We start from the raw sequence: 20,363 nt of genomic DNA on the forward strand, positions 1-20,363 counted from the left end.
GCCTGTCCTCGACGCGTGAAGCTCAGGAGATCCCGATACCGGCAATGGCGCTGATCATGTCCGGGTCGAAGCCGGCCAGTTCGGCGAAATGGCGGCCGCGCGCAACGTAGTCGCGGTAAGGGCCGAAGCTCGGTGCGCCCGGCGACAGCAGGACGACGCCTTCGTCCCCGAGCACCGCGCGGGCCTGGGCCATGGCATCGGCCAGATCGACCGCGGCGCTGAGGTGGAAGTCAGACTCGCCGGCAATGGGTGCCAGCAGCGCGTGGATGCGTGGCCCGTTCTGGCCCATCGTGATCACTGCGACCGGCGCCTGCGTGCGCATCGCCTCGGCGAACTCCTCCCACGGCAGGCCGCGATCGTGCCCGCCCACCAGCAACGCCACGCGACGATCGCCGAAGCAGTCGAGCGCGGCCAGGCTGGCATGCGGCGTGGTGCTGATGGAGTCATTGACGTAGGCGATGCCGTCACGCGTGCCCAGCGTCTGCAGGCGATGCGGCAGCGGCTGGAAACTGGCGGCATGCGGCGCCAGTGCGACCGCGTCCAGGCCAAGCGCTTCGATCGCGGTGAGCACGGCGCAGAGGTTGCCGCGGTTGTGGCGACCGGGCAGCGGCAGGCTGCGCGTGTCCATCACCCAGGCGTCGCCGCGGTACAGCGCATCCTCGCGCAAGTGCCAGCCACCGCGGTCACCGAACCAGTACACGTCGGTGCCGGCGTCGCGGCTGGCGGCGACGCCTGCGGCCACCAGGCGCGAATCGTTGCTGTTGAGCACGGCGATCGCCGGCGCGGCTTCGGTCAGCAGGCGCAGCTTGTCCTCGACGTAACGCTCGTGCGAGCCGTGCCAGTCGAGGTGTTCGGGAAATATGTTCAGCACGACCGCAACCTGCGGGTGCGCTTGGCTCGCGGCGACATCGCCGGTCTGGTAGCTCGACAACTCGATCACCCAGAACTCGGGCGCCTGTGGCGGATCGAGCACCTCCAGCAGCGGCATGCCGATGTTGCCGGCCAGCGCGGTGACATGGCCCCCGCAGCGCAGCAGGTGCGCCAGCAGTGCCGTGGTCGTGCTCTTGCCCTTGGTGCCGGTCACGCACACGGTGCGGGCGACCACGCCGTCATCGCCGGCGTGCTCGCCGAACCACAGCGCGGTGCCGCCGATGAAGCGCGTGCCGCGCGCAGCGGCAGCGCTGGCTTCATTGCCGTAGGGGCTGATGCCCGGCGACTTCACCACCACCTCGAAAGCCGACAGGCGCTCGGCGCTGGCGTCGGTTTCGGTGGCGAGAGCCGGATCGGCCAGCGCGGCGCCCTCGGCGGCCTCATCGCGCGAACAGAACAGCGTCAGCGCAAGGTGCGGCAGCCGCGAACGGATGGCGTGGTAGGCCGCGCGGCCCTCACGGCCCCAGCCCCACAGCGCGACCTTTCGACCTTCAAGCTGCCAGATGCGCACGCAGGCGCTCCCACAACGCAGGCGGCATGCGCTGCTCGTCGTCGATCACCAGCAGCGGCTCGATTCGCAGGTCCTCTGCATCGAGCTGGGGACGGATCTCGTTGGCGAAGCGTTCGACCAGTGCGTCCTCGCGCCACTCCGGGCGAACGGTCAGTGCGGCCATGGCGGCGCGCGATTCGCGGCCCTCGCCCACGCACTCGAACGGCTTGTGGTCCTGGTACTCAAGCAGGGCGTCGTAGCCCGCGGTCTGCGCCGTGTCGTCGAGGAGATTGCGGCCGAAGATCCCCACCAGCCTCGGCTTGGGCATGAACGGCGCCAGCGCCAGGAACACGAAATGGCACTTCGGGCACACGCCGCACCAGCGATTGGCAGGGCGCTCGCCGAGGATATGGAAGTTGCGGTTGCAGCTGCTGAAATGGGCGTCGTAGCGGTCGGTGCGGGTGAACTGGCGCGCCACGGCGAGCTCGCTGAGCGGACGCAGCAGCGAGTAGTAATGCAGGTCGGCGGCGATATGACGCTGCACGTGGTCGCCGATCGCCGACTCGCAGGCCCAGCCCTTGGACCACTGGTGGTTCACCTCGCCGGTACCTTCAATGAGGCTGCCATAGCTGGCCGAACGCTCGTTGGAGAACACCACCTGGTCGACGCCCAGCAGCAGCGCGGCGAACAGCATGATCATCGAGTTGATCGCCGTCACCGGGATGTGGCCGTTCCAGGCGCCTTCGCGGTTGTAGTCGAACAGCTGCGGGGCCAGCGAGCGGCCGATGTTGAACGTCGCCAGGCCGGTGCGATCGGCGCAGGCGCGGATCAGCTGCGAACCGCCGATCCAGGTCACGGTCTGCTCGACTCCCAGCGCACGCAGCGCTTCGATGCTGACCAGCGAGTCCTTGCCGCCGCCGATGGCGACGAGGGCGTGGTGCTTCAGGCCGAGCGTGGGCGCGACCTCCCCCGCGGTGGCGTTCACCGGGAACTTGATCCTGCCGTGCAGGTTCAGGCCGTTGCGGTAGGCGAACTCACCCAGGCCGTTGACGTACAGCAGTTCCAGCAGCGCCGCGGTGTCTGCGTCGATGTCGTAGCTGTCGATCAGGATCTGTTCGGGCACCGCGGCCTTGTAGTAGCTGACGCCGGTGAACAGGTGCAGCAGCCGCAGCGCGCGTTCGACCGCCGCCGCGCGCTCGCCTTCGAGCACGAACGGAGCACCAGGCACCGTGACCGTCTCGATCAGCTCCGGGCCATCGTCGAAGGCGTACACCAACTGCGCCACGCCGGTCTGCGCATCGAACGCGCAGCGCACGAAGCGGAACGCGCGGATGGCGTCGCGTTTGAATTTCCACTCACTCATTCGATTACGTCCTCTGCCGGCAGGGCCCGCAGGTTGTAGGTGTTGGCCATCGCCATGCCGTAGGCACCGGCGTCGGCGACCAGCATCACGTCGTCCTCGGCGGTGTCGACCGGGAGCGTGCGGCCGCGGCCGAGCACGTCGCTGCTCTCGCAGACCGGACCGACAACGTCGAATGCCGCCGTCTCGCCGTCGTCGAGGCGGCTCAGGTTGAAGATGCCATGGTAGGCCTCGTACATCGCCGGGCGCATCAGGGCGTTCATGCCGGCATCGCAACCGATGCGCAGCACGCCGTCCTTCTCGATCACCTGGGTCACTGCCAGCAGCAGCACGCCGCTCTCGGCGACCAGGTAACGACCGGGCTCGATCACCAGGCCGTAGCGCGGATACGCCGACTTGATCTCTTCCAGCCCGCTGCGCCACTGCGCCAGGTCGAACTCGGGCGACTCGGGCGTGTACGGGATCGGCAGGCCACCGCCGATGTCGATCGTTTCGATCGTGCCGACGCTGTCGGCCAGACCGGCCAGGTGCGCATAGACGCCGCGCCAGTGCTGCGGATCCTCGATGCCGCTGCCCAGGTGCGCGTGCAGGCCGCTGATGCGCACGCCGAGCTTGCGCGCCTCTTCGATGAAGCCGTCGAAGCGCGTCATCGGCAGGCCGAACTTGGCCGCCACGCCACCGGTGCGGACCTTCTCGTGGTGGCCTTCGCCGTGGCCCAGGTCGATGCGCAGCCAGATCGTGCGGCCGCGGAACACCTCCGGCCAGCGTTGCAGCGCTTCGATGTTGTCGAGGGTGACGATGATCCCGCGCGCGAACGCGGCCTCGTACTCGCGCCGCGGCGCGAAGCTCGGCGTGAACAGCACACGATTGGGCGACAACCCGGGCAGCGCGGCGAACACGTGTTCGAACTCGCCCTGCGACACGCATTCCAGGCCGAAGCCTTCGCCGGTGATGGCCTTGAGGATGGCCGGGTGCGGATTGGCCTTGATCGCGTAGAAGCAGCGGTCGACCGCGACCGTGGACGTCAGCGAACGGGCGCGCTCGCGCACCGTTGCCAGGTCGTAGACATAGCGCGGCGTGCCCTGCGCGGCCAGCGCCAGCAGCTGCTCACGCCGACCGCGCCACCATGCCGGCACGCGCTGCGGCTTGCCGTGCGCGATCTCGCGCCAGCTCGGGCCGAACACGCTGGCGTCGCGTACCGGCATCGCCCGCGAACGTATCAGTTCGGCGTGCAGGTGCGGCAGCAGGCCGTCGGCATCGGCCTCGTCGATCACGAAGGTCAGGTTGAGGTCGTTGGACGACTGCGAGATCAGGTGCACGCGCTCGCGACCGAACGTCGCCCAGATGTCGGACAACCGGTGCAGCAGCGAACGCATGCCACGGCCGACCAGGGTGATCGCCGCGCACGGCGCGATCACCTTGACCCGGCACACCTCGGCCAGGTCGGCACTGAGCGCTTCCAGCACGTTGGTGGTGACCAGGTTCTCGCTCGGGTCGAGCGAGACGGTGACGTTGGTCTCCGACGAGCCGATCAGGTCGATCGACAGGCCATGGCGCTTGAAGCGTTCGAACACGTCGGCCAGGAAGCCGACCTGCTGCCACATGCCGATGCTTTCCATCGACACCAGCACGATGCCGTTGCGGCGGCTGATCGCCTTGACGCCCGGCACGGTTGCCGCGGTCGCGTCGATGCGCGTGCCCGGAAGGTCCGGGCGCTCGGTATCGAGGATCGCCATCGGCACGCCGGCGTCGCGGCACGGCGCGATCGAGCGCGGATGCAGGACCTTGGCGCCGGTGGTGGCGATTTCCTGCGCCTCGGCATAGTGCAGCCGGGTGAGCAGGCGCGCCTCGGGCACGTCGCGCGGATTGGCGCTGAACATGCCCGGCACGTCGGTCCAGATTTCAACGCGCTGCGCCTTCAGCAGCGCACCGAAGTACGCTGCCGATGTATCGGAGCCGCCGCGGCCGAGGATCGCCGTGCCACCGTCGCCGTGACGGGAGATGAAGCCCTGGGTGATCAGCATCGGCGCCGCCTGCGCGGAGAAGCGCTCGCGGAACGATCCTTCACCGGGTGCGCCGTCGCCGTCGAGGCGGCAGTTCACCGACAGGCGCTGCGACCAGGCGTTGGCATTGGGCAGCGACACCGCATCGAGCCAATGGCGGGCATCGCACCAGCCGAAGTCATGGCCCTGCGTACGCAGATAGGCAGCACCCAGCGTCGACGAGAGCAGCTCGCCCTGTGCCAGCACTTCGGCCTGCCAGTCGAGCGTGCGCCCGGCCGCGCGCGTGTCAGCGGCCAGTGCCTGCAGCAGCCCCAGGCGCTCGCCCAGCACGACGTCGGCATCCAGGTCGAGTTCGACGCAGAACGCGCGGTGGCGCTCGACCAGCGCGGCGATGCGCGCATCGATGCCATCACCGTTGGCAATGGCCTGCAGCTCATTGGTCACGCCCGACAGCGCCGAGACCACGACCAGCACGCGAACCCCCTCTTCGGCCATGCGTTTTCCGGCGAGGCGTCCGATGGTGTCCCAACGATTGCGGCGAGACACTGATGTGCCGCCGAACTTGAGTACTACCCAGCGATTCGCTTCCGCCACCGCAACTGCCCTCTGAGGTTGGATGTGAGTGATGTTCAGGATTGGTAAGTAATTTCGACTGCAACCGTACGGGCAACGCGCCCCTACAGAACCTAGAATGGCGCGCCAGCTGCGGACTGATGCCCAGGCGCGGCCACAAAGAACGGCAATTCTAATCGATTCGACCACCTCGGACCCCCGCCGAATGACGCTTCGCCGCTACCTGCAACTGGACGTGTTCGCCGACCGGCCCGGCGCCGGCAATCCCCTGGCCGTGGTGCTGGACACCGATGGCCTCGACGATGTCCAGATGCAGGCCATCGCCCGCTGGACCCGGCTGCCCGAAACGACGTTCGTCTTCGCCCCGACCCAGCCCGGCGCCAGCTATCGCATCCGCATGTTCAGTCCGCGCCGCGAGGTCCCGTTCGCCGGACACCCCAGCGTCGGCACCGCGCACGTAGTGCTGGAGGCCGGCCTGGCCGAAGCCAGCCAGGGCCGCTTGCTGCAGGAAGGCGTGGCGGGCCTGTTGCCGCTGGCGGTCGACGGCGCCGGAGCCTCGCGCACGATCGCCGTTCGCACGCCGAAGGCGCAGGTGGTCGAGATCGCAGCCGGCCACGATCCGCGCCTGCAATCGGCGCTGTCCGGCCTGGCCCTGGGCGCGCTGCCGCCGGCATTGATGGACGGAGGCCGGCGCTGGTGGCTGGCCGAGCTGGCCAGCGAATCGGCCCTGCGCGGGGCCAACCCGGACTGGGACGCGATCGCGGCGCTGGCCGAAAGCACCGCGAGCATGGGCCTGTGCGCCTTCGCCCGTGCCGATGGCGGCCGCGACTACGACCTGGTCGTGCGCGCATTCGTCGGCGCCCCGGCGCGATTCGAGGATGCCGCCTCAGGCGCCGCCAATGCCACGCTGGCGGCCTGGCTCAATCACAACCACGCCCTGCCCGGCCGTCGGCAGGACGATGGCGGCCACCGTTACAGCGTCAGCCAGGGTCGCGAGGTCGGTTTCGATGCGCGACTGGAGCTGCGCGTGGACGGCGATGGCGAGGTCTGGTCGGGCGGCCAGGTCTGCAACGTGGTCCGCGGCACGATCGACTGGGCCTGAGATCGCCGTCATCCCGTCGAACGCCGGGGTCCAGGCCGTCGTCAGGCCGTCAGCCCCAGAGCCACGCCACCACTTGCGCGGCCACGTCCGCTGCGTCCCGTCCCAGCAGCGGTCCAACGTGCGTTGAACCCGGCAGCCGAAGCAGGCTGGCGTTCCAGGCACCGGCCAGCGCCGCGGTCACGGCCGCCGGCACGTCTTCATCCAACTCCGAGGCCACCAGCAGTACCGGGCACTCGGGGATGGCAACCTCCAGCCCCGCCTGCGCCTGGCGCAGCACCGCGCCGGACTCGTCGCGCCAACGCCGGAAGGCGAACAGCGCGGTCGCATCGTCGGCGTCGGCCAAGGCGGCCCGGGTCGAGGCCAGCCGTGCTTCGAGCCGCCAGGGCACCAGGTCGGGCCACTCGCGTCGCGCAAGCCGTGCCGACCAGGGTGCCGGAGGCAGCGGGTTGACCAGCACCAGCGCATCGGCGGCATCGGCGCAGGTCGCCGCCAGCAATCCGCCCAGGCTGGCGCCAATCAGCACACGCGGACGCGGCACCGCTTCCAGCACCGTCCGCAGCTGCGCCCGGTAGTCGTCGAAGGTGGTGGCGGCCAGCCCGGCATCCACCGGCGCAAGATCGAAGCAGGCGCAGGCGATGCCGTGCGCCTCAAGCACTCCGCACCAGAGGTCCCACTCCCAGCCACCGCCACCGGCGCCGTGCACCAGCACGGCATGGCGGACCTGCGCGGGCGGCATCGGCGACCGTCAGCCCTGCAGCGAGGCCGAAAGCGTCACCGGCACCGACAGCGCGCGCGAAATCACACAGCCGGCCTTGGCCGCTTCGGCGATCTGCTGGAACTGCTCGGCGCTGATGCCAGGCACCTTGGCGCTGACGATCAGCTGCACACCGGTGATCGTCGGGCCCGGGTCCATGCCGGGATCCATCGACGCTTCGGCGCGCGTCTCGATCCGCTCCGGGGTGAACCCGGACTTGCCCAGGACCGCCGAAAGCGCCATCGAGAAGCAGCCGGCATGCGCCGCAGCCAGCAGCTCCTCGGGGTTGGTGCCCTTCTCGTCGCCGAAGCGGGTCTTGAAGGAGTAGTTCTGGTCGGCGAACAGACCGCTCTGCGGCGTGCTCATCGCACCCTTGCCAGACTGCAGGTCGCCCTGCCAGACCGCTTCGGCGAAACGCTTGAAGGCCATGTTGGTGCTCCCGTTGCATGAACGAGCGCACAGCCTAGCGCCTGTAACGTTACCGGGGCATCGCGGACCGGCCGCCCGCGACTAGCGCCGCACCCGCCGGATCTGGCGCCGCACCCGGAAAATGATGGCCTGCACCGCCAGCGACATCAGGCCGACGATCACCATCAGGTAATCACCGCTCTCGAACCCGTGCTTGAAGACGATCACCGACGCGATCAGGACGTAGGCGCCAACAACCGCCAGCTTGGTGGACATGTTCATAGGAATCTCGACAGACGAACGCCGCCCGGCAGGCGGTCGGATCCGGCTCCGACCCAGGCGCACCAAGGCAACTTCACGCCGGATCTACACCGCCCTCGGCCCTGCGACCTCGCATGCGCCGAACGGAGGCGCCAGCTTGCATCACTGCCGTGACGGTTCGAATAGGAGGATTCCGAAAGTGGGGCCTTCATCGGCTTCGGCAGGCTTGACCCACCCAGCCCCTTGCGCGAGGCTTGCCCTCCCGGCTCCCCGCCGGCACCCGCCATGACCGCCCGCCGAGCGCCCAACGCTTCGGCGCGAAGCGCGGACAGCCATGACGGCCTTCCCTCCTCAGCACCGGGAGAAGTCCGCTCATGTCCTACAGCACACAATCCATCCGCAACGTGGCCTTGGCAGGCCACCCCGGCGCCGGCAAAACCACACTGTTCGAAGCCCTGCTGCAGGCCGGCGGCGCAATCCAGACGGCAGGCAGCATCGAGCGCGGCAGCACCGTGTCCGATTTCGATGCCATCGAGAAGCAGCGCGGCCACTCGATCGACTCGGCCATCGCCAGCATCGACCACGTCGCCGCCAACGGCCAGACCATCCACCTCAACCTGATCGACACCCCCGGCTACCCGGATTTTCGCGGCCCGGCGTTGTCGGCATTCGGCGCGGTGGAAACGGTGGTGATCGTGGTCGATGCCGACAGCGGCGTCGAATACGGCACGCGCCGGATGATGGAGTACGCCAAGGGACGAAACCTGTGCCGCGCCCTGGTGATCAACAAGATCGACCACGAGGCCGCATCGGCCGAGCGCGTGCTCGCCGAACTGCGCGACACCTTCGGCCCCGAGTGTCTGCCGCTGAACCTTCCCGCCGACGGCGGCAAGAAGGTCATTGACTGTCTCGGCAATACCACCGGCGACAGCGACCTGGGGCCGGTTGCCGACTGGCACCAGAAAATCATCGACCAGGTCGTGGAGATCAACGAGTCGGTGATGGAGCACTACCTCGACGTGGGCGAAGGCGGCCTGTCGGGCGAGGAGCTGCACGACGCCTTCGAACAGTGCATGCGCGAGGGCCACCTGGTACCGGTGCTGTTCTGCTCGGCGCGGATGAACGTGGGCGTGAAGAAACTGCTGGACGTGGCCGAGCAGTGGTTCCCCAACCCTGCCGAAGCCAACCCGCCGCCGTTCGAGCGCGGCGCCGAGCGCCAGCGCTTCCAGGCCGTTCCCGATTCGAAGGCGCACGTAGTGGCCGACGTCTTCAAGATCGTCAACGATCCCTTCGTCGGCAAGCTCGGCATCTTCCGCGTCTACCAGGGGCTGATAAAGAAGGACACGCAGTTGTTCATCGACGACGGCAAGAAGCCGTTCAAGGTCGGGCACCTGTTCAAGCTCAAGGGCAAGGACCACGTCGAGATCGATCAGGCGCTCCCGGGCGATATTGCCGCCGTGGCCAAGGTGGACGAGCTGCACTTCGACGCCGTGCTGCACGACAGTCACGACGAGGACCAGATCCGCCTGGCACCGCTGGATTTCCCCAAACCGATGTTCGGCCTGGCGGTGGATGCGGCGAGCAAGGGACAGGAGCAGAAACTCGCCACCGCGCTGCACAAGCTTGCCGAGGAAGACCCGTGCTTCGTCGTCGAGCACGAGACCGAGACCAACGAGACGGTGATCCGCGGCCTGTCCGACCTGCACCTGCGCATCAACCTGGAGCGCCTGAAGGACCGCTACGGCGTCGAGGTGACATCGCGTCCGCCGCGCATCGCCTACCGCGAAACGGTCAGCGGCAAGGCCGAGGGCCACCATCGCCACAAGAAGCAGACCGGTGGCGCCGGCCAGTTCGGCGAGGTGTTCCTGCGCATCGAGCCGTTGCCGCGCGGCGGTGGCTTCGAGTTTGTCGATGAGGTCAAGGGCGGCACCATCCCCGGCCAGTTCATGCCGGCGGTGGAGAAAGGCGTGCGCCAGGTGCTGGGCAGCGGCGCTGTCGCCGGCTATCCGATCCAGGACGTGCGCGTGATTGTCTACGACGGCAAGCATCACCCCGTCGACAGCAAGGAAGTCGCCTTCGTCGCCGCCGGCAAGAAGGCCTTCCTGGATGCGATCGGCAAGGCGCGGCCGCAGGTGCTCGAGCCCATCGTCGAACTGGAGGTCAATGCGCCCGAGCAGCACATGGGCGACGTCAGCGGCGGACTGGCCAGCAAGCGCGCACGCATCAGCGGCACCGACAGCGTCCGCGGCAACGAGATCGTGGTGAAGGCGCAAGTGCCGCTGTCCGAGCTGGAGGGCTACGCCGCCGAGCTCAAGTCGGTGACCGCCGGGCGCGGGCGCTACTCGCTCGACTTCAGCCACTACGAGCCGGTCCCGGCCAATGTCCAGCAGAAGCTGGTCGAAGCGTACAAGCCCCGCCAGGACGAGGACTGACCGCGCGCCCGTCAGCAGGGGCCGGTGCAGCAGGCCCCTGCAGACACGCCTACAGATACAGGCTTCACATCCCCTGACCCAAGCTGTGGCTTCCCCCGCACAGGAAGCACACATGCGCCACGGGCACCTGGTTGTGCTGCACACCGTGCTGGCCATCGCGACGTTCGCTGCCGCCGCCCCGACCTGGGCACAAGCGGGCAACAGTCGCTCCATCCCCAACTTCGCGCGCCCGGCCGGATTCCCGGACCCGGCGCTGCGCGTCGAGTACGCGCGCGGCAGCGACGCGCCACCGATGATGGTGCGCACCGGACCGGGCTCGTTCGAGCCGCTGTACCGCCGCGACGGCACGCCGGCGCGCGCGGCCGGCTACCACATCGCGATGTCGTCGTGCCCGTCGATTCCCGACCGCGGCGGCAGTGCGACCACGCGCATGATCGATCTGGCCACGGCCGAGTGGGCGTACTTCGGCCTGCCGGTGCTGGACATGGCGGTGGAGCCGCAGGCGATCGTGCCGCGCATGCCACAGGCCGCGGGCGTGGTCGACATCATCGCGCCAGGCCGCAACGCCTCGATTGGCGATCGCGTGTTGCGCCAGGCCCCGCGCCTGGGCCTGATGGAGGACGACAGCCAGGTCAGCGGAACCATCGCCGGTTACTGGGCCGCCACCGGCAGCGAGGAAGCGCTGCGCGTGCAGAGCATCGTCAACTACGGCTGGCACGAAGCCGGCTGGGCGATGCCGTGGTCAGCGGCGTTCATTTCCTGGCTGGCATGCGAGGCCGGGTTGTCGACCGAGCAGTTCCGCCGCAGCGGCGCGCATTACGAGTACGTGCGCGCGGCAGTGCGCGCGCGCGACGGCCAGGACTCCTCGCATGTCTATGTCGCTTACGACCTGACCGAAACCGTACCCGCGGCCGGCGACCTGCTGTGCACGGCGCGCGGCAACGCCACCTTCGCCTCGATCGCCGACGTGCGTGGCGGCATCAGCGATTCGCTGTCGCTGCATTGCGACCTGGTGGTCAAGACCGACCTCGAGCACCGCCGGCTGTTCGCCATCGGCGGCAACGTCAACCACGCCGTGACGCTGTCGGTGATCGCCATCGACGGCAAGGGCAAACCCCTGACCGACCGCGACATCGTCGGCGCGCATCGCTGGTTCGCCGTGCTCAAGCCGCGCCAGGGTGCCGCACCGACGCACGACCTCGACGGCACGCCGACGGTGCAGCAGCTGTACCGCGACTACGCCCGTTACTCCAGCAGCACCCGGGCGCCACCGCCCCTGCCGCTGCAGAGGCGCGGCCAGCCCGCCGGAAAGACGCCCGGCCCTGCGACCGGCCCGGCCGCCACCCCGCCCGGAACCCAGCCCGGAACCCAGCCCAGGGGCGCAACGAAGGAGACCCCGAAGGAGGCCCCGCAGCAGCCGCCTAAGAAGACGCCCTGATCGCAGGCCGCGTCGGCGGACAGCGGCACGCCCTGAACCCGGCGCCGACTGAGACTTTTCTCATCCATGCCGCACGCGTATCGTCCCGGGCATCACTGTGGAGCTCTGGATGTCCTTGCGCCGTTCTTTTCCGACCGTCTCCCGCGGCCTCGCCGTGGCCGCCCTCGCCCTCGTCCTTGCGGCCTGTTCGACCCTCAATGGGCTCGGCGCGCTGCTGGGCAACGAAGTCCGGTTCACCCCGATGCAGTTGCAGGGCTCGCTCGACCGCAACTTTCCGAAGCACTACGACAAGCTCGGCGGCCTGGTGTCGCTGACGCTGATGAACCCGCGCCTGACCATTCCGCAAGGCTCCAACCGGCTGCGTGTCGACTTCGACCTCGGTCTGGGCGCGCTCGGCAGCGACAGCAGCAAGCCGTCCGGCCACTTCGCCCTGACCAGCGCCCTGCGCTACGACCCCGGCACGCGCGGCCTGCACCTGCAGGATCCGCGCATCGAACAGGTGGATGTACCGTCCCTGGGCGGTGCGATGAACGGCAGTTCGCGCGCACTGCTCAATTCGTGGATGGGCGAGTACTCGCGCGAAGAACCGATCTACCGCTTCGACAACAGCCTGCTCGACAAGCTGGGCTCGCGCCGGATCGGCACCACGGCGATCGAGAGCGGCACCGTCGTCGTGCACCTGGACCAGTGACATGGCAGCGTTCCGGCACCTGATCACCATCGTCGCCCTGGCCGCGGCGATGGCCGCCTGCAGCAGCAGTGACAAACCACCGGGCCAGCGCGGTGGCGACGACTCGCAGGCGTTGCCAGCGCCCTCGGGCAAGGCCGATGGCAGCGTCACCGGCATGCCCGACAAGCCAGGCCCGGGCCAGGTCGGGCCGCCGCCCCAGGTCGTCGAGGAGGTTGTGCTCGACGAACAGGGCAATCCGATCGCACCGACAGACGAAGCCGGCCAGCCACTCCCGGGCACCGACACCGGGGCAACCCCATCCGATGGCGAAGCGGTGAACGAACCGACCGCACAGGACGCCATGGCCGTCGTCCGCGACTACTACGCCGCCATCAACAGCCGCGCTTACGACCGCGCCTATTCCCTGTGGTCGGACGGCGGACGCGCCAGCGGCCAGTCACCGCAACAGTTCGCCGACGGCTTTCGCGACACCTCTGGTGTTTCGGTCGAGATCCTCGCGCCCGGCGCGGTCGACGCCGCAGCCGGTTCGCGCTTCGTCGAAGTGCCCGTGGCGCTGACCGCGACCGCCGCCGATGGCAGCCAGCGCAAGTTCGTCGGTGCCTACACGCTGCGGCGCGCCGTCGTGGACGGCGCCACCGCCGAACAGCGGGCATGGCGGATCGGCTCGGCCGACCTGCGTGAAGTCACCCCCTGATCCGTTGAACCACGTCCCGCCGCGGATCGTCCTGGACACGAACGTCTGCCTGGACCTGTTCGTGTTCGGCGACCCGCGCGTGGCCACATTGCGCGCCGCGCTGCAGGCAGGCGACGTGGTCGCGGTGACCGACGCGGAATGCCGCGGGGAGTGGTTGCGCGTGCTGGACTATCCGGCATTGCGACTGGATGAGACGGCACGCGCGGGGGCCATCGCCGCATTTGACGCCCACGTGCAACTGGTGTCCGCGGATCCCTTGCCGCAGGTCGCAGTGCCGCGCTGCGCCGACCCCGACGACCAGAAATTCCTGCACCTCGCACATGCCTGCGGCGCCCGCTGGCTGCTCAGCCGCGACGACGCGCTGCTGGTGCTGGCGCGACGTACGCGGCGTGATGGCCTGTTCGAGATCCTCATGCCGGACGCCTGGGCGCCGTAAGGCTCTCGTTCAGTGGCGGAAGCTGTTGCTGTTTGAAGGGCTCAGATCTCGAAGCGATAGCTCAGCTTGACCAGCAGCTGCTCATCGTCCCGCAACTCCAGGCTGTCCCGCACCAGTTCCCCCGTATCCTCCGAGAACGGCTCCTGCTGATACCCACCGCGCCCATAGACCACGTACAGATACGACAACGGCGCCAGCTCATAACGATAACGAATCTGGAAGCCCAGGTTCTGCACGTTGAAATCGTCCACCGCATCCGCACTGGCAATCGAATTGCCACCCGCATCGACCCGGTATGCCTGCCGCAACGGCGCATCCAGACCCAGCGCCTGCAGCTTCACCCGCAGCTCCTGCTTGCTGCCGATGTTCCAGTCCACGCCGGCACTGATCTGCATCATCTTCTCGTCGAACTCGCCGATCAGGTTGTCCTGTTGCCAGACCAGCCAGCTCGGGATCTGCTCGTAGTAGGCGCCCAGGTAGACACTGAAGGCGTCATTGAAGAAGTACGTCGGCTGCACGCGGATATCGAAGCCGATCCTGTCGTTGCCGGCCAGGCCACCGCTGAATGCATCGGCCTCCAGCTCCCACCCCCAGTTGCCCTTGCGCGGACGCTCGTACTCCAGATACGCATTGAAGTTCGGCGGCAGGTTGACGTTGCCGTTGCCACGCGTGATCAGGTCGTCGACGAAAGCACTGTTGATGTTGATCTGCGCGTACTCGGAGCTGCCGTTGCGCAGGCTGCTCTGGCGGCTGATGCGCAGCTGCCGCTGCAGGCGCTGGCCGTGATCGTTGTCGGTACCGCTGATCCGGCCGCGCCAGTCCTTGGAGGCGTAACGCGACTCGGCCGGCTGGTCGGGGAAGCGGCGCATCACCTGCCAGTTGAGATAGTTCAGGTTGGCGCGCGAGAGGTAACCGAAGTCGTTGATCTGCAGGTCTTCGCCAAAATGCATCGCCAGCCACTGCTGGCGCCAGCCGTCGTCCATCTCGTAGTTGACCCACATGGTGCCGCCGGTGTCGTCGCTGGTGCGGCCGTCCTGGTCGATCTGGCTGCCGATGACGCGCGTCTCCACGCTGACGCGCTCGTTCGGGCGCCAGTTGTGGTCCACGCCCAGCACCGATGCCTCGCGATCGAGGAACGGTCGTTCGACCTGGGTCAACATCACGCCGAGGTTCTGGTCGGCGAAGTCGCGCACCACGCGCAACGCGCCGAAGGTGCGACCGACCTCGTCGGCCTCGTCGGCGACGAACACACCGTACTTGGTCGCGCCGACGCTGCCGTTGAGCTTGACCGCGGCGGTGATGTCGCCGGCGCCATTGCCGTCGTCGGCCGGGCCACCGACGCGGCGGGTGTACAGCAGCTGGCTGAAGTCCGACGGCGTGGTGAACTCGAAGATGCCCTGGTTCTCGGTGAAGAACGGGCGCTTGTCGCTGATGAAGGTTTCGGTGGCGCTGAAGTTCACCACCAGGTCGTCGCTCTCGACCTGGCCGAAGTCGGGGTTGATCGTCGCCGACAGCTGGAACTGGCCGTTTGGCTTCCAGAAGATGTCCGCGCCGCCGTCGAAGTCGCTGTCGCCGCCGACGTTGTCGTACAGGCCGGACACATACGGCGTGATCGCCAGCAGCGACTGGCTGTACTGCGCCATCTGCATCGGCTCGAAATCGGACAGGAAGCGCGGGCGCTCGAAGCTGGCCGCCGGCCATGCCGAGCGCTCACCGGTGGAGCCGATGACGCGGTCGAAGTAGACCTTGACCGTGCGCATGCCATCGCTGCCATTGCGCATCGGCGCGATGTACCAGGGGATCAGCATCTCCACGTTCCAGCCGGTGTCGTCCTCGCTGACGGCGTGCTTCCAGTTGCCGTCCCAGTCGTCGTTGAACTGCGACTCGTTGCTGATGACCGCATCGGCGATGCCGTCGGTGGAGGAGACGGTGAAGTTGTAGCCGGTGCGGCCGTCGCCGTCGTAGTCGATCATCAGGTTGACGCGGTCGACCTGGGCCTCGAAGTCGCGCTGGACCTTCTGCCGGGTCCGGGTCTCGACCGGCTGGTTGTTGCGGAAGGCCACCGCCAGGCCCTCGGGCGTCGCCATCACCCACACCTTGGTCTGCAGCGTGGCCGGCTCACGGCTCAGCGGCTGCACCTTGCGGAAGTCGGTGATCTCACGCGCCCCTTGCCACTCGGCCGGATCGATGCGGCCGTCGATCTCCACGCCCATCGCCGGGGTGGACAGGGCGGCCAGGATGGCCAGGGTCAACGTTGCGCGCATTCCGTGCATTGAGGGGGAATCTCGGAGGTCGGGGGAGCCAGACCGGTTTCCCCCGCCGCAACCGCCGCCATCGAAGGCGGCCGTCCGACCAGATCGTCCGTGCTGGGCTTGCACACGGGCACCTTGGTACCCGAGCGGTGCACAGCCTATACGCAGTCGCGCCCTGCGCCAGACTGGCGTTAGTCATTGCAACCAAATTTCCCTGGCGTGCATCACGCCTTGGAGTGGCACCGGTGAAGGGGGCTGCCCCGATGCGCTACCGGCACTCCATGGGAGCGGGAACCCGCCCCGTCGGCTACTGCATGTGCCAGCCGTGGCTGACCACGAAGCTCTGCCCGGTCAGCGCCGCGCTCGGGAACTCGGCCAGGAAGCGCACCGTCTGGGCGACGTCCTCGACCGTGGTGAAGATGCCATCGACGGTGTTGCCGAGCATGACCCGGCTCACCACTTCTTCCTCGCTGATGCCCAGCTCCCGCGCCTGCTCCGGGATCTGCCTGTCGACCAGTGGCGTGCGCACGAAACCGGGGCAGACCACATGGCTGCGCACCGCGTGCTTCGCCCCTTCCTTGGCCAGCGTGCGTGACAGGCCCAGCAGGCCGTGCTTTGCGGTGACGTAGGCCGACTTCAGCGGCGAGGCCAGGTGCGAGTGGACCGAACCCATGTAGATGACGGTGCCGCCGCGCGATTTGCCATCCGCCCCGTTTCCGTACATGTGCGGCAGGACGGCCCTGGTGGTCAGGAAGGCGCCATCGAGGTGGATCGCCAGCATCTTCTTCCAGTCGGCATAGGCGAACTGCTCGATCGGGTTGACGATCTGGATGCCGGCGTTGGAGACCAGGATGTCGACGCCGCCGAGTTCGGCGACCACGCGGGCGACGCCGGCATTGACCGCAGCCTCGTCGGTGACGTCCATCGCCAGCCCCAGGGCGCGACCGCCGTTGGCCTGGATTTCGGCCGCGACCGCCTGCGCGCCCTGGGCGTTGAGATCGGCGATGGCGATCGCCGCGCCGGCACGCGCCAGCTCGAACGCGATTTCCTTGCCGATGCCGCTGGCGGCACCGGTGACGATGGCGACCTTGCCTTCGAGGCTCATGGGGGCTCCTTGGATGCGGGGTGGGCGCGCCAGTATCGGCCGCGCGCGTTACCTCAAGTGTGGCCGGACTGCCGGCCGCCGGACCATTGCCCGAAGGTACGGATGGCGTCAGGCCTGCTTGGCCCGCTTCGCCTCGTCGGCCATCTTCCGCTTCTTCTTTTCCTGCTTCTTTTTCTTCTTGTCCGACTTGGGCTGCAGCATCGTGCCGGTGCAACCCGGCGACCCGCAGCGGCACTCCCAGATCTTCTTCAGTTCAGGGGTGTGCTTCTCGGCCAGGGTGATGCCGTAGTTGTAGGACAGTTCCTCGCCCGGAGCGATGTCGCGGACCGCCTCGATGAACACCTTGTCGAGCTTGCGGTCCTTGCCCTCGTCCTCTTCCAGCACGGCCTCGCAGTTGGGCATGCAGCTGTGGTTGATCCAGCGCGCGTCGTTGCCCTTGAAGTTGGCGTCGATGACGTATTCGTCGTTGAGCGTGAACAGGAACGTGTGGCCGGTGTCGATGTCGCCGCTTTCGCCGGCGTCGACTTCCTCGTGGGTGCGGCGCTGGCCCTTGTACTCGATGACGCGCTCGCCCTTGGCGATCGGCTGGATGGCGAATACGCCGTTGCCATGGATGGCGGAGCGACGGGCGGCGATCTTGCGCGGCATGCGGAATCCGGTAGTCATTGCGGGAAGCGGACATTCTGGCCGGATCGGTCGCGTCGCGCCATCGCGTCTGGCCGGTTGCCGCCGATCACTGCGTTGGCGTGGGTCACCACCCGATGTGCATGAACGATGAAGACGATCCGATCCGCCCTCGCCATTACCGCCCTCCTGTCCGTGGCTGGCTGCCAGCAGGGAGAACACGCCCACCAGGCTAGCAGCGACCACGGCGCGCCGGCGCAGAAGGACCTGCTCGCACGCGGCGAATACCTGGCCCGGACCGCGGGCTGCAATGACTGCCACACGCCGGGTTACGCGGAAAGCCAGGGCGCGGTCGACAAAGCCCAGTGGCTGGTTGGCTCGCCGCTCGGCTTCCGCGGGCCGTGGGGCACGACCTATCCGACCAACCTGCGCCTGAAGCTGTCGACCATGACCGAGACGCAGTGGCTGGACTACAGCGCCAAGCTGCGCACGCGCCCGCTGATGCCCGATTTCGCCATCCGCGACATGACCCTCGAAGACCGCCGCGCGATCTACCAGTTCGTCCGCTCGCTCGGCCCCGCCGGGCAGCCGGCGCCGGACTTCATCCCGCCGGGGCAGGATCCGCAGCCGCCCTACTTCGACCTGGTATTGCCGGCCGCGCCGCCGGTGGCCGCGAGCGCCAGCGCCGGCGAATCCTGAACGAGATGCCTGAACGGGCCGCCTTGGACGGGCAGCCTCCAGACAGGGTGTTCCAGGGGCGGTACGGAAGCGTTCCGCCCCGATCCTTGGCGGGGCGGGGCCGAAACCGTACAATTCCGGTACGGATTAACCCGACCGGCCCGCCCCCATGCTCCGCGTCACCAAGCTCACTGACTACGCCACGGTCGTCATGACCGTGCTCGCGCACCGTTCCGACGCTGTCCTCAGCGCTTCGGAACTGGCCGAGCGCGCCGGCCTGGAGGCGACGACGGTTTCCAAGGTACTCAAGCCGCTGGCCCAGGCCGGCCTGGTCGAAGGCTTCCGCGGCGCCAACGGCGGCTACCGCCTGGCCCGCAGCGCCGAGGACATCGGTCTGCTGGAAATCGTGATCGCCATGGAAGGGCCGCTCGGCATGACCGAGTGCAGTGTCCATGCCGGCAACTGCGGCATCGAGCAATCCTGTGGCGTGCGCGCCAACTGGCGCCGCATCAACGACGTGGTGATCGACGCCCTGCGCGGCGTGACGCTGGCGCAGATGCTGGTGCCGCCACCACCGCCCGAACCCACGGCCAAGCGCATCGACCTGCGCCTGGCCAACGCGTAGCGGGCCGCGCCCGCCATGCAACAACGAATCCTGTAGGCAGCCCAATGGCCACCGAAGTAATAGAAAACAAAGAGATCCACGAGCAGCTTGGCCGCAAGTACGAGGCCGGCTTCGTCACGGACATCGAATCCGACAGCCTGCCGCCGGGCCTCAACGAGGACATCATCCGCGCGCTTTCGGCCAAGAAGGACGAGCCGGAGTGGATGGTCGACTGGCGCCTGGCGGCGTACCGGCATTTCCTGACCATGCCGATGCCGCACTGGGCCAAGCTCAACATCGCCCCGATCGACCTGCAGGCGCTGAGCTACTACTCCGCGCCCAAGGCCAAGTACGCCTCGCTCGACGAAGTGCCGCAGGAGCTGCTCGACACCTACGAGAAGCTCGGCGTGCCGCTGCACGAGCGCGCCAAGCTGGCCGGCGTCGCGGTGGACGCGGTGTTCGACTCGGTTTCGGTCGGCACCACCTTCCGCAAGGAACTGGCCGAGAAGGGCATCATCTTCTGCTCGCTGTCGGAAGCCATCCACGACCACCCGGAGCTGGTCAAGCAGTACCTGGGCAGCGTCGTGCCGACCGGCGACAACTACTTCGCCGCGCTCAACTCGGCGGTGTTCTCCGACGGCAGCTTCGTGTTCATCCCCAAGGGCGTGCGCTGCCCGATGGAGCTGAGCACCTACTTCCGCATCAATGCCATGAACACCGGCCAGTTCGAGCGCACCCTGATCATTGCCGAGGAAGGCAGCTACGTCTCCTACCTGGAAGGCTGCACGGCGCCGATGCGCGACGAGAACCAGCTGCACGCGGCGGTGGTCGAGCTGGTCGCGCTGGACGACGCCGAAATCAAGTACTCGACGGTGCAGAACTGGTACCCGGGCGACGAGAATGGCGTTGGCGGCATCTACAACTTCGTCACCAAGCGCGGTGAATGCCGTGGCGCGCGCTCGAAGATCTCCTGGACCCAGGTCGAGACCGGTTCGGCGATCACCTGGAAGTATCCGTCGTGCGTCCTGCTCGGCGACGACTCGACCGGCGAGTTCTACTCGGTCGCGCTGACCCACCACCGCCAGCAGGCCGACACCGGCACCAAGATGATCCACGTCGGCAAGCGCACCAAGAGCAAGATCATCAGCAAGGGCATCAGCGCCGGTCGCGGCCAGAACACCTACCGCGGCCTGGTCAAGGTGCTCGGCGGCGCCGAGGGCGCGCGCAACCACACCCAGTGCGACAGCCTGCTGATCGGCAAGAAGTGCGGCGCGCATACCTTCCCGTACATCGAGGTCAGGCACCCGACCGCGACCGTCGAGCACGAAGCGACCACCTCCAAGATCAGCGAAGACCAGCTGTTCTATTGCCGCAGCCGTGGCATCGGCGAAGAGGACGCGGTGTCGATGATCGTCGACGGCTTCTGCAAGTCGGTGTTCCGCGAACTGCCGATGGAGTTCGCGGTGGAAGCCAAGAAGCTGCTGGAAGTAAGCCTGGAAGGTTCGGTCGGCTGACCGCCTTTCCCTCA

The 20,363-nt window shown here is 67.9% G+C and carries 17 protein-coding genes and 1 pseudogene; 9 read left to right on the plus strand and 9 right to left on the minus strand.

Annotation, left to right across the window (positions count from 1 at the left end; all coding sequences use genetic code 11):
* Positions 1-22: 22 nt before the first annotated feature.
* From murD to MNR01_RS06590, 3 genes are read right to left on the minus strand one after another with little or no spacing between them, the layout of a single operon-like run.
* Positions 23-1,441: a UDP-N-acetylmuramoyl-L-alanine--D-glutamate ligase gene (gene murD / locus MNR01_RS06580; RefSeq protein ID WP_241920124.1), complete on the minus strand. Its 1,419-nt coding sequence runs from the start codon at positions 1,439-1,441 to the stop codon at positions 23-25.
* The gene (gene murL, locus MNR01_RS06585) at positions 1,422-2,783 is read right to left on the minus strand and encodes a UDP-N-acetyl-alpha-D-muramoyl-L-alanyl-L-glutamate epimerase (RefSeq protein WP_241920125.1); all 1,362 of its coding nucleotides are present in this window, start codon (positions 2,781-2,783) and stop codon (positions 1,422-1,424) included. The genes murD and murL overlap by 20 nt, the downstream gene beginning before the upstream one ends.
* On the minus strand, positions 2,780-5,377 hold the full coding sequence (locus MNR01_RS06590) for a bifunctional aspartate kinase/diaminopimelate decarboxylase (RefSeq protein ID WP_241920126.1): 2,598 nt from the start codon (positions 5,375-5,377) through the stop codon (positions 2,780-2,782). The genes murL and MNR01_RS06590 overlap by 4 nt, the downstream gene beginning before the upstream one ends.
* A gap of 184 nt (positions 5,378-5,561) precedes the next feature.
* Between MNR01_RS06590 and MNR01_RS06595 the strand changes: the two genes are divergently transcribed.
* Positions 5,562-6,458, plus strand: coding sequence for a PhzF family phenazine biosynthesis protein (locus MNR01_RS06595; RefSeq protein WP_241920127.1), 897 nt, complete (start codon positions 5,562-5,564; stop codon positions 6,456-6,458).
* Positions 6,459-6,507: 49 nt separating this feature from the next.
* Here MNR01_RS06595 and MNR01_RS06600 read toward each other — a convergent pair whose 3' ends face one another.
* The 3 genes from MNR01_RS06600 to MNR01_RS06610 all read right to left on the minus strand — a co-directional run bounded on the left by MNR01_RS06600 (position 6,508) and on the right by MNR01_RS06610 (position 7,896).
* Entirely contained in the window at positions 6,508-7,194 is a 687-nt protein-coding gene (locus MNR01_RS06600; RefSeq protein WP_241920128.1) for an alpha/beta fold hydrolase, read from the minus strand.
* Positions 7,195-7,203: 9 nt separating this feature from the next.
* A complete protein-coding gene (locus MNR01_RS06605) occupies positions 7,204-7,641 on the minus strand; it encodes an OsmC family protein (protein WP_241920129.1) in 438 nt (145 codons plus the stop codon).
* A gap of 81 nt (positions 7,642-7,722) precedes the next feature.
* Complete coding sequence (locus MNR01_RS06610; RefSeq protein WP_241920130.1) at positions 7,723-7,896, minus strand: hypothetical protein; 174 nt, start codon at positions 7,894-7,896, stop codon at positions 7,723-7,725.
* A 359-nt stretch (positions 7,897-8,255) separates the two neighbouring features.
* Between MNR01_RS06610 and fusA the strand changes: the two genes are divergently transcribed.
* From fusA to MNR01_RS06635, 5 genes are all read left to right on the plus strand, one after another.
* Positions 8,256-10,313 carry an elongation factor G gene (fusA, locus tag MNR01_RS06615; protein ID WP_241920131.1) on the plus strand — a complete coding sequence of 686 codons (2,058 nt, stop codon included), beginning with the start codon at positions 8,256-8,258 and terminating at the stop codon, positions 10,311-10,313.
* 112 nt (positions 10,314-10,425) lie between these two features.
* Positions 10,426-11,751, plus strand: a complete 1,326-nt coding sequence (locus MNR01_RS06620) for a DUF2272 domain-containing protein (protein ID WP_241920132.1) — start codon at positions 10,426-10,428, stop codon at positions 11,749-11,751.
* A gap of 109 nt (positions 11,752-11,860) precedes the next feature.
* Complete coding sequence (locus MNR01_RS06625; protein ID WP_241920133.1) at positions 11,861-12,442, plus strand: DUF1439 domain-containing protein; 582 nt, start codon at positions 11,861-11,863, stop codon at positions 12,440-12,442.
* 1 nt (position 12,443) lies between these two features.
* Positions 12,444-13,136, plus strand: a complete 693-nt coding sequence (locus MNR01_RS06630; protein ID WP_241920134.1) for a hypothetical protein — start codon at positions 12,444-12,446, stop codon at positions 13,134-13,136.
* Positions 13,120-13,572 (plus strand): PIN domain-containing protein, encoded by a 453-nt coding sequence (locus tag MNR01_RS06635; protein WP_241920135.1) that lies wholly within the window; start codon positions 13,120-13,122, stop codon positions 13,570-13,572. Before MNR01_RS06630 ends, MNR01_RS06635 begins: the two co-directional genes overlap by 17 nt.
* Before the next feature lie 41 nt (positions 13,573-13,613).
* Here MNR01_RS06635 and MNR01_RS06640 read toward each other — a convergent pair whose 3' ends face one another.
* The 3 genes and pseudogenes from MNR01_RS06640 to MNR01_RS06650 form a co-directional block, all read right to left on the minus strand.
* Positions 13,614-15,836, minus strand: a complete 2,223-nt coding sequence (locus MNR01_RS06640; protein ID WP_241920136.1) for a DUF5916 domain-containing protein — start codon at positions 15,834-15,836, stop codon at positions 13,614-13,616.
* A gap of 295 nt (positions 15,837-16,131) precedes the next feature.
* Positions 16,132-16,929 (minus strand): 3-hydroxybutyrate dehydrogenase, encoded by a 798-nt coding sequence (locus tag MNR01_RS06645; RefSeq protein ID WP_241920137.1) that lies wholly within the window; start codon positions 16,927-16,929, stop codon positions 16,132-16,134.
* A 186-nt stretch (positions 16,930-17,115) separates the two neighbouring features.
* Positions 17,116-17,577: pseudogene (locus MNR01_RS06650) on the minus strand (SET domain-containing protein-lysine N-methyltransferase); the annotation flags it as partial.
* A gap of 126 nt (positions 17,578-17,703) precedes the next feature.
* Here MNR01_RS06650 and MNR01_RS06655 point away from each other — a divergent pair.
* From MNR01_RS06655 to sufB, 3 genes are all read left to right on the plus strand, one after another.
* A complete protein-coding gene (locus MNR01_RS06655; RefSeq protein WP_241920138.1) occupies positions 17,704-18,252 on the plus strand; it encodes a hypothetical protein in 549 nt (182 codons plus the stop codon).
* 148 nt (positions 18,253-18,400) lie between these two features.
* Positions 18,401-18,856: an SUF system Fe-S cluster assembly regulator gene (locus MNR01_RS06660; RefSeq protein ID WP_241920139.1), complete on the plus strand. Its 456-nt coding sequence runs from the start codon at positions 18,401-18,403 to the stop codon at positions 18,854-18,856.
* Between the two features lie 44 nt (positions 18,857-18,900).
* A complete protein-coding gene (gene sufB / locus MNR01_RS06665) occupies positions 18,901-20,349 on the plus strand; it encodes a Fe-S cluster assembly protein SufB (RefSeq protein ID WP_241920140.1) in 1,449 nt (482 codons plus the stop codon).
* Positions 20,350-20,363 lie beyond the last annotated feature (14 nt).

Origin of the sequence: Lysobacter sp. S4-A87 (genome assembly GCF_022637455.1) — a bacterium.
GTDB lineage: Bacteria > Pseudomonadota > Gammaproteobacteria > Xanthomonadales > Xanthomonadaceae > Lysobacter_J.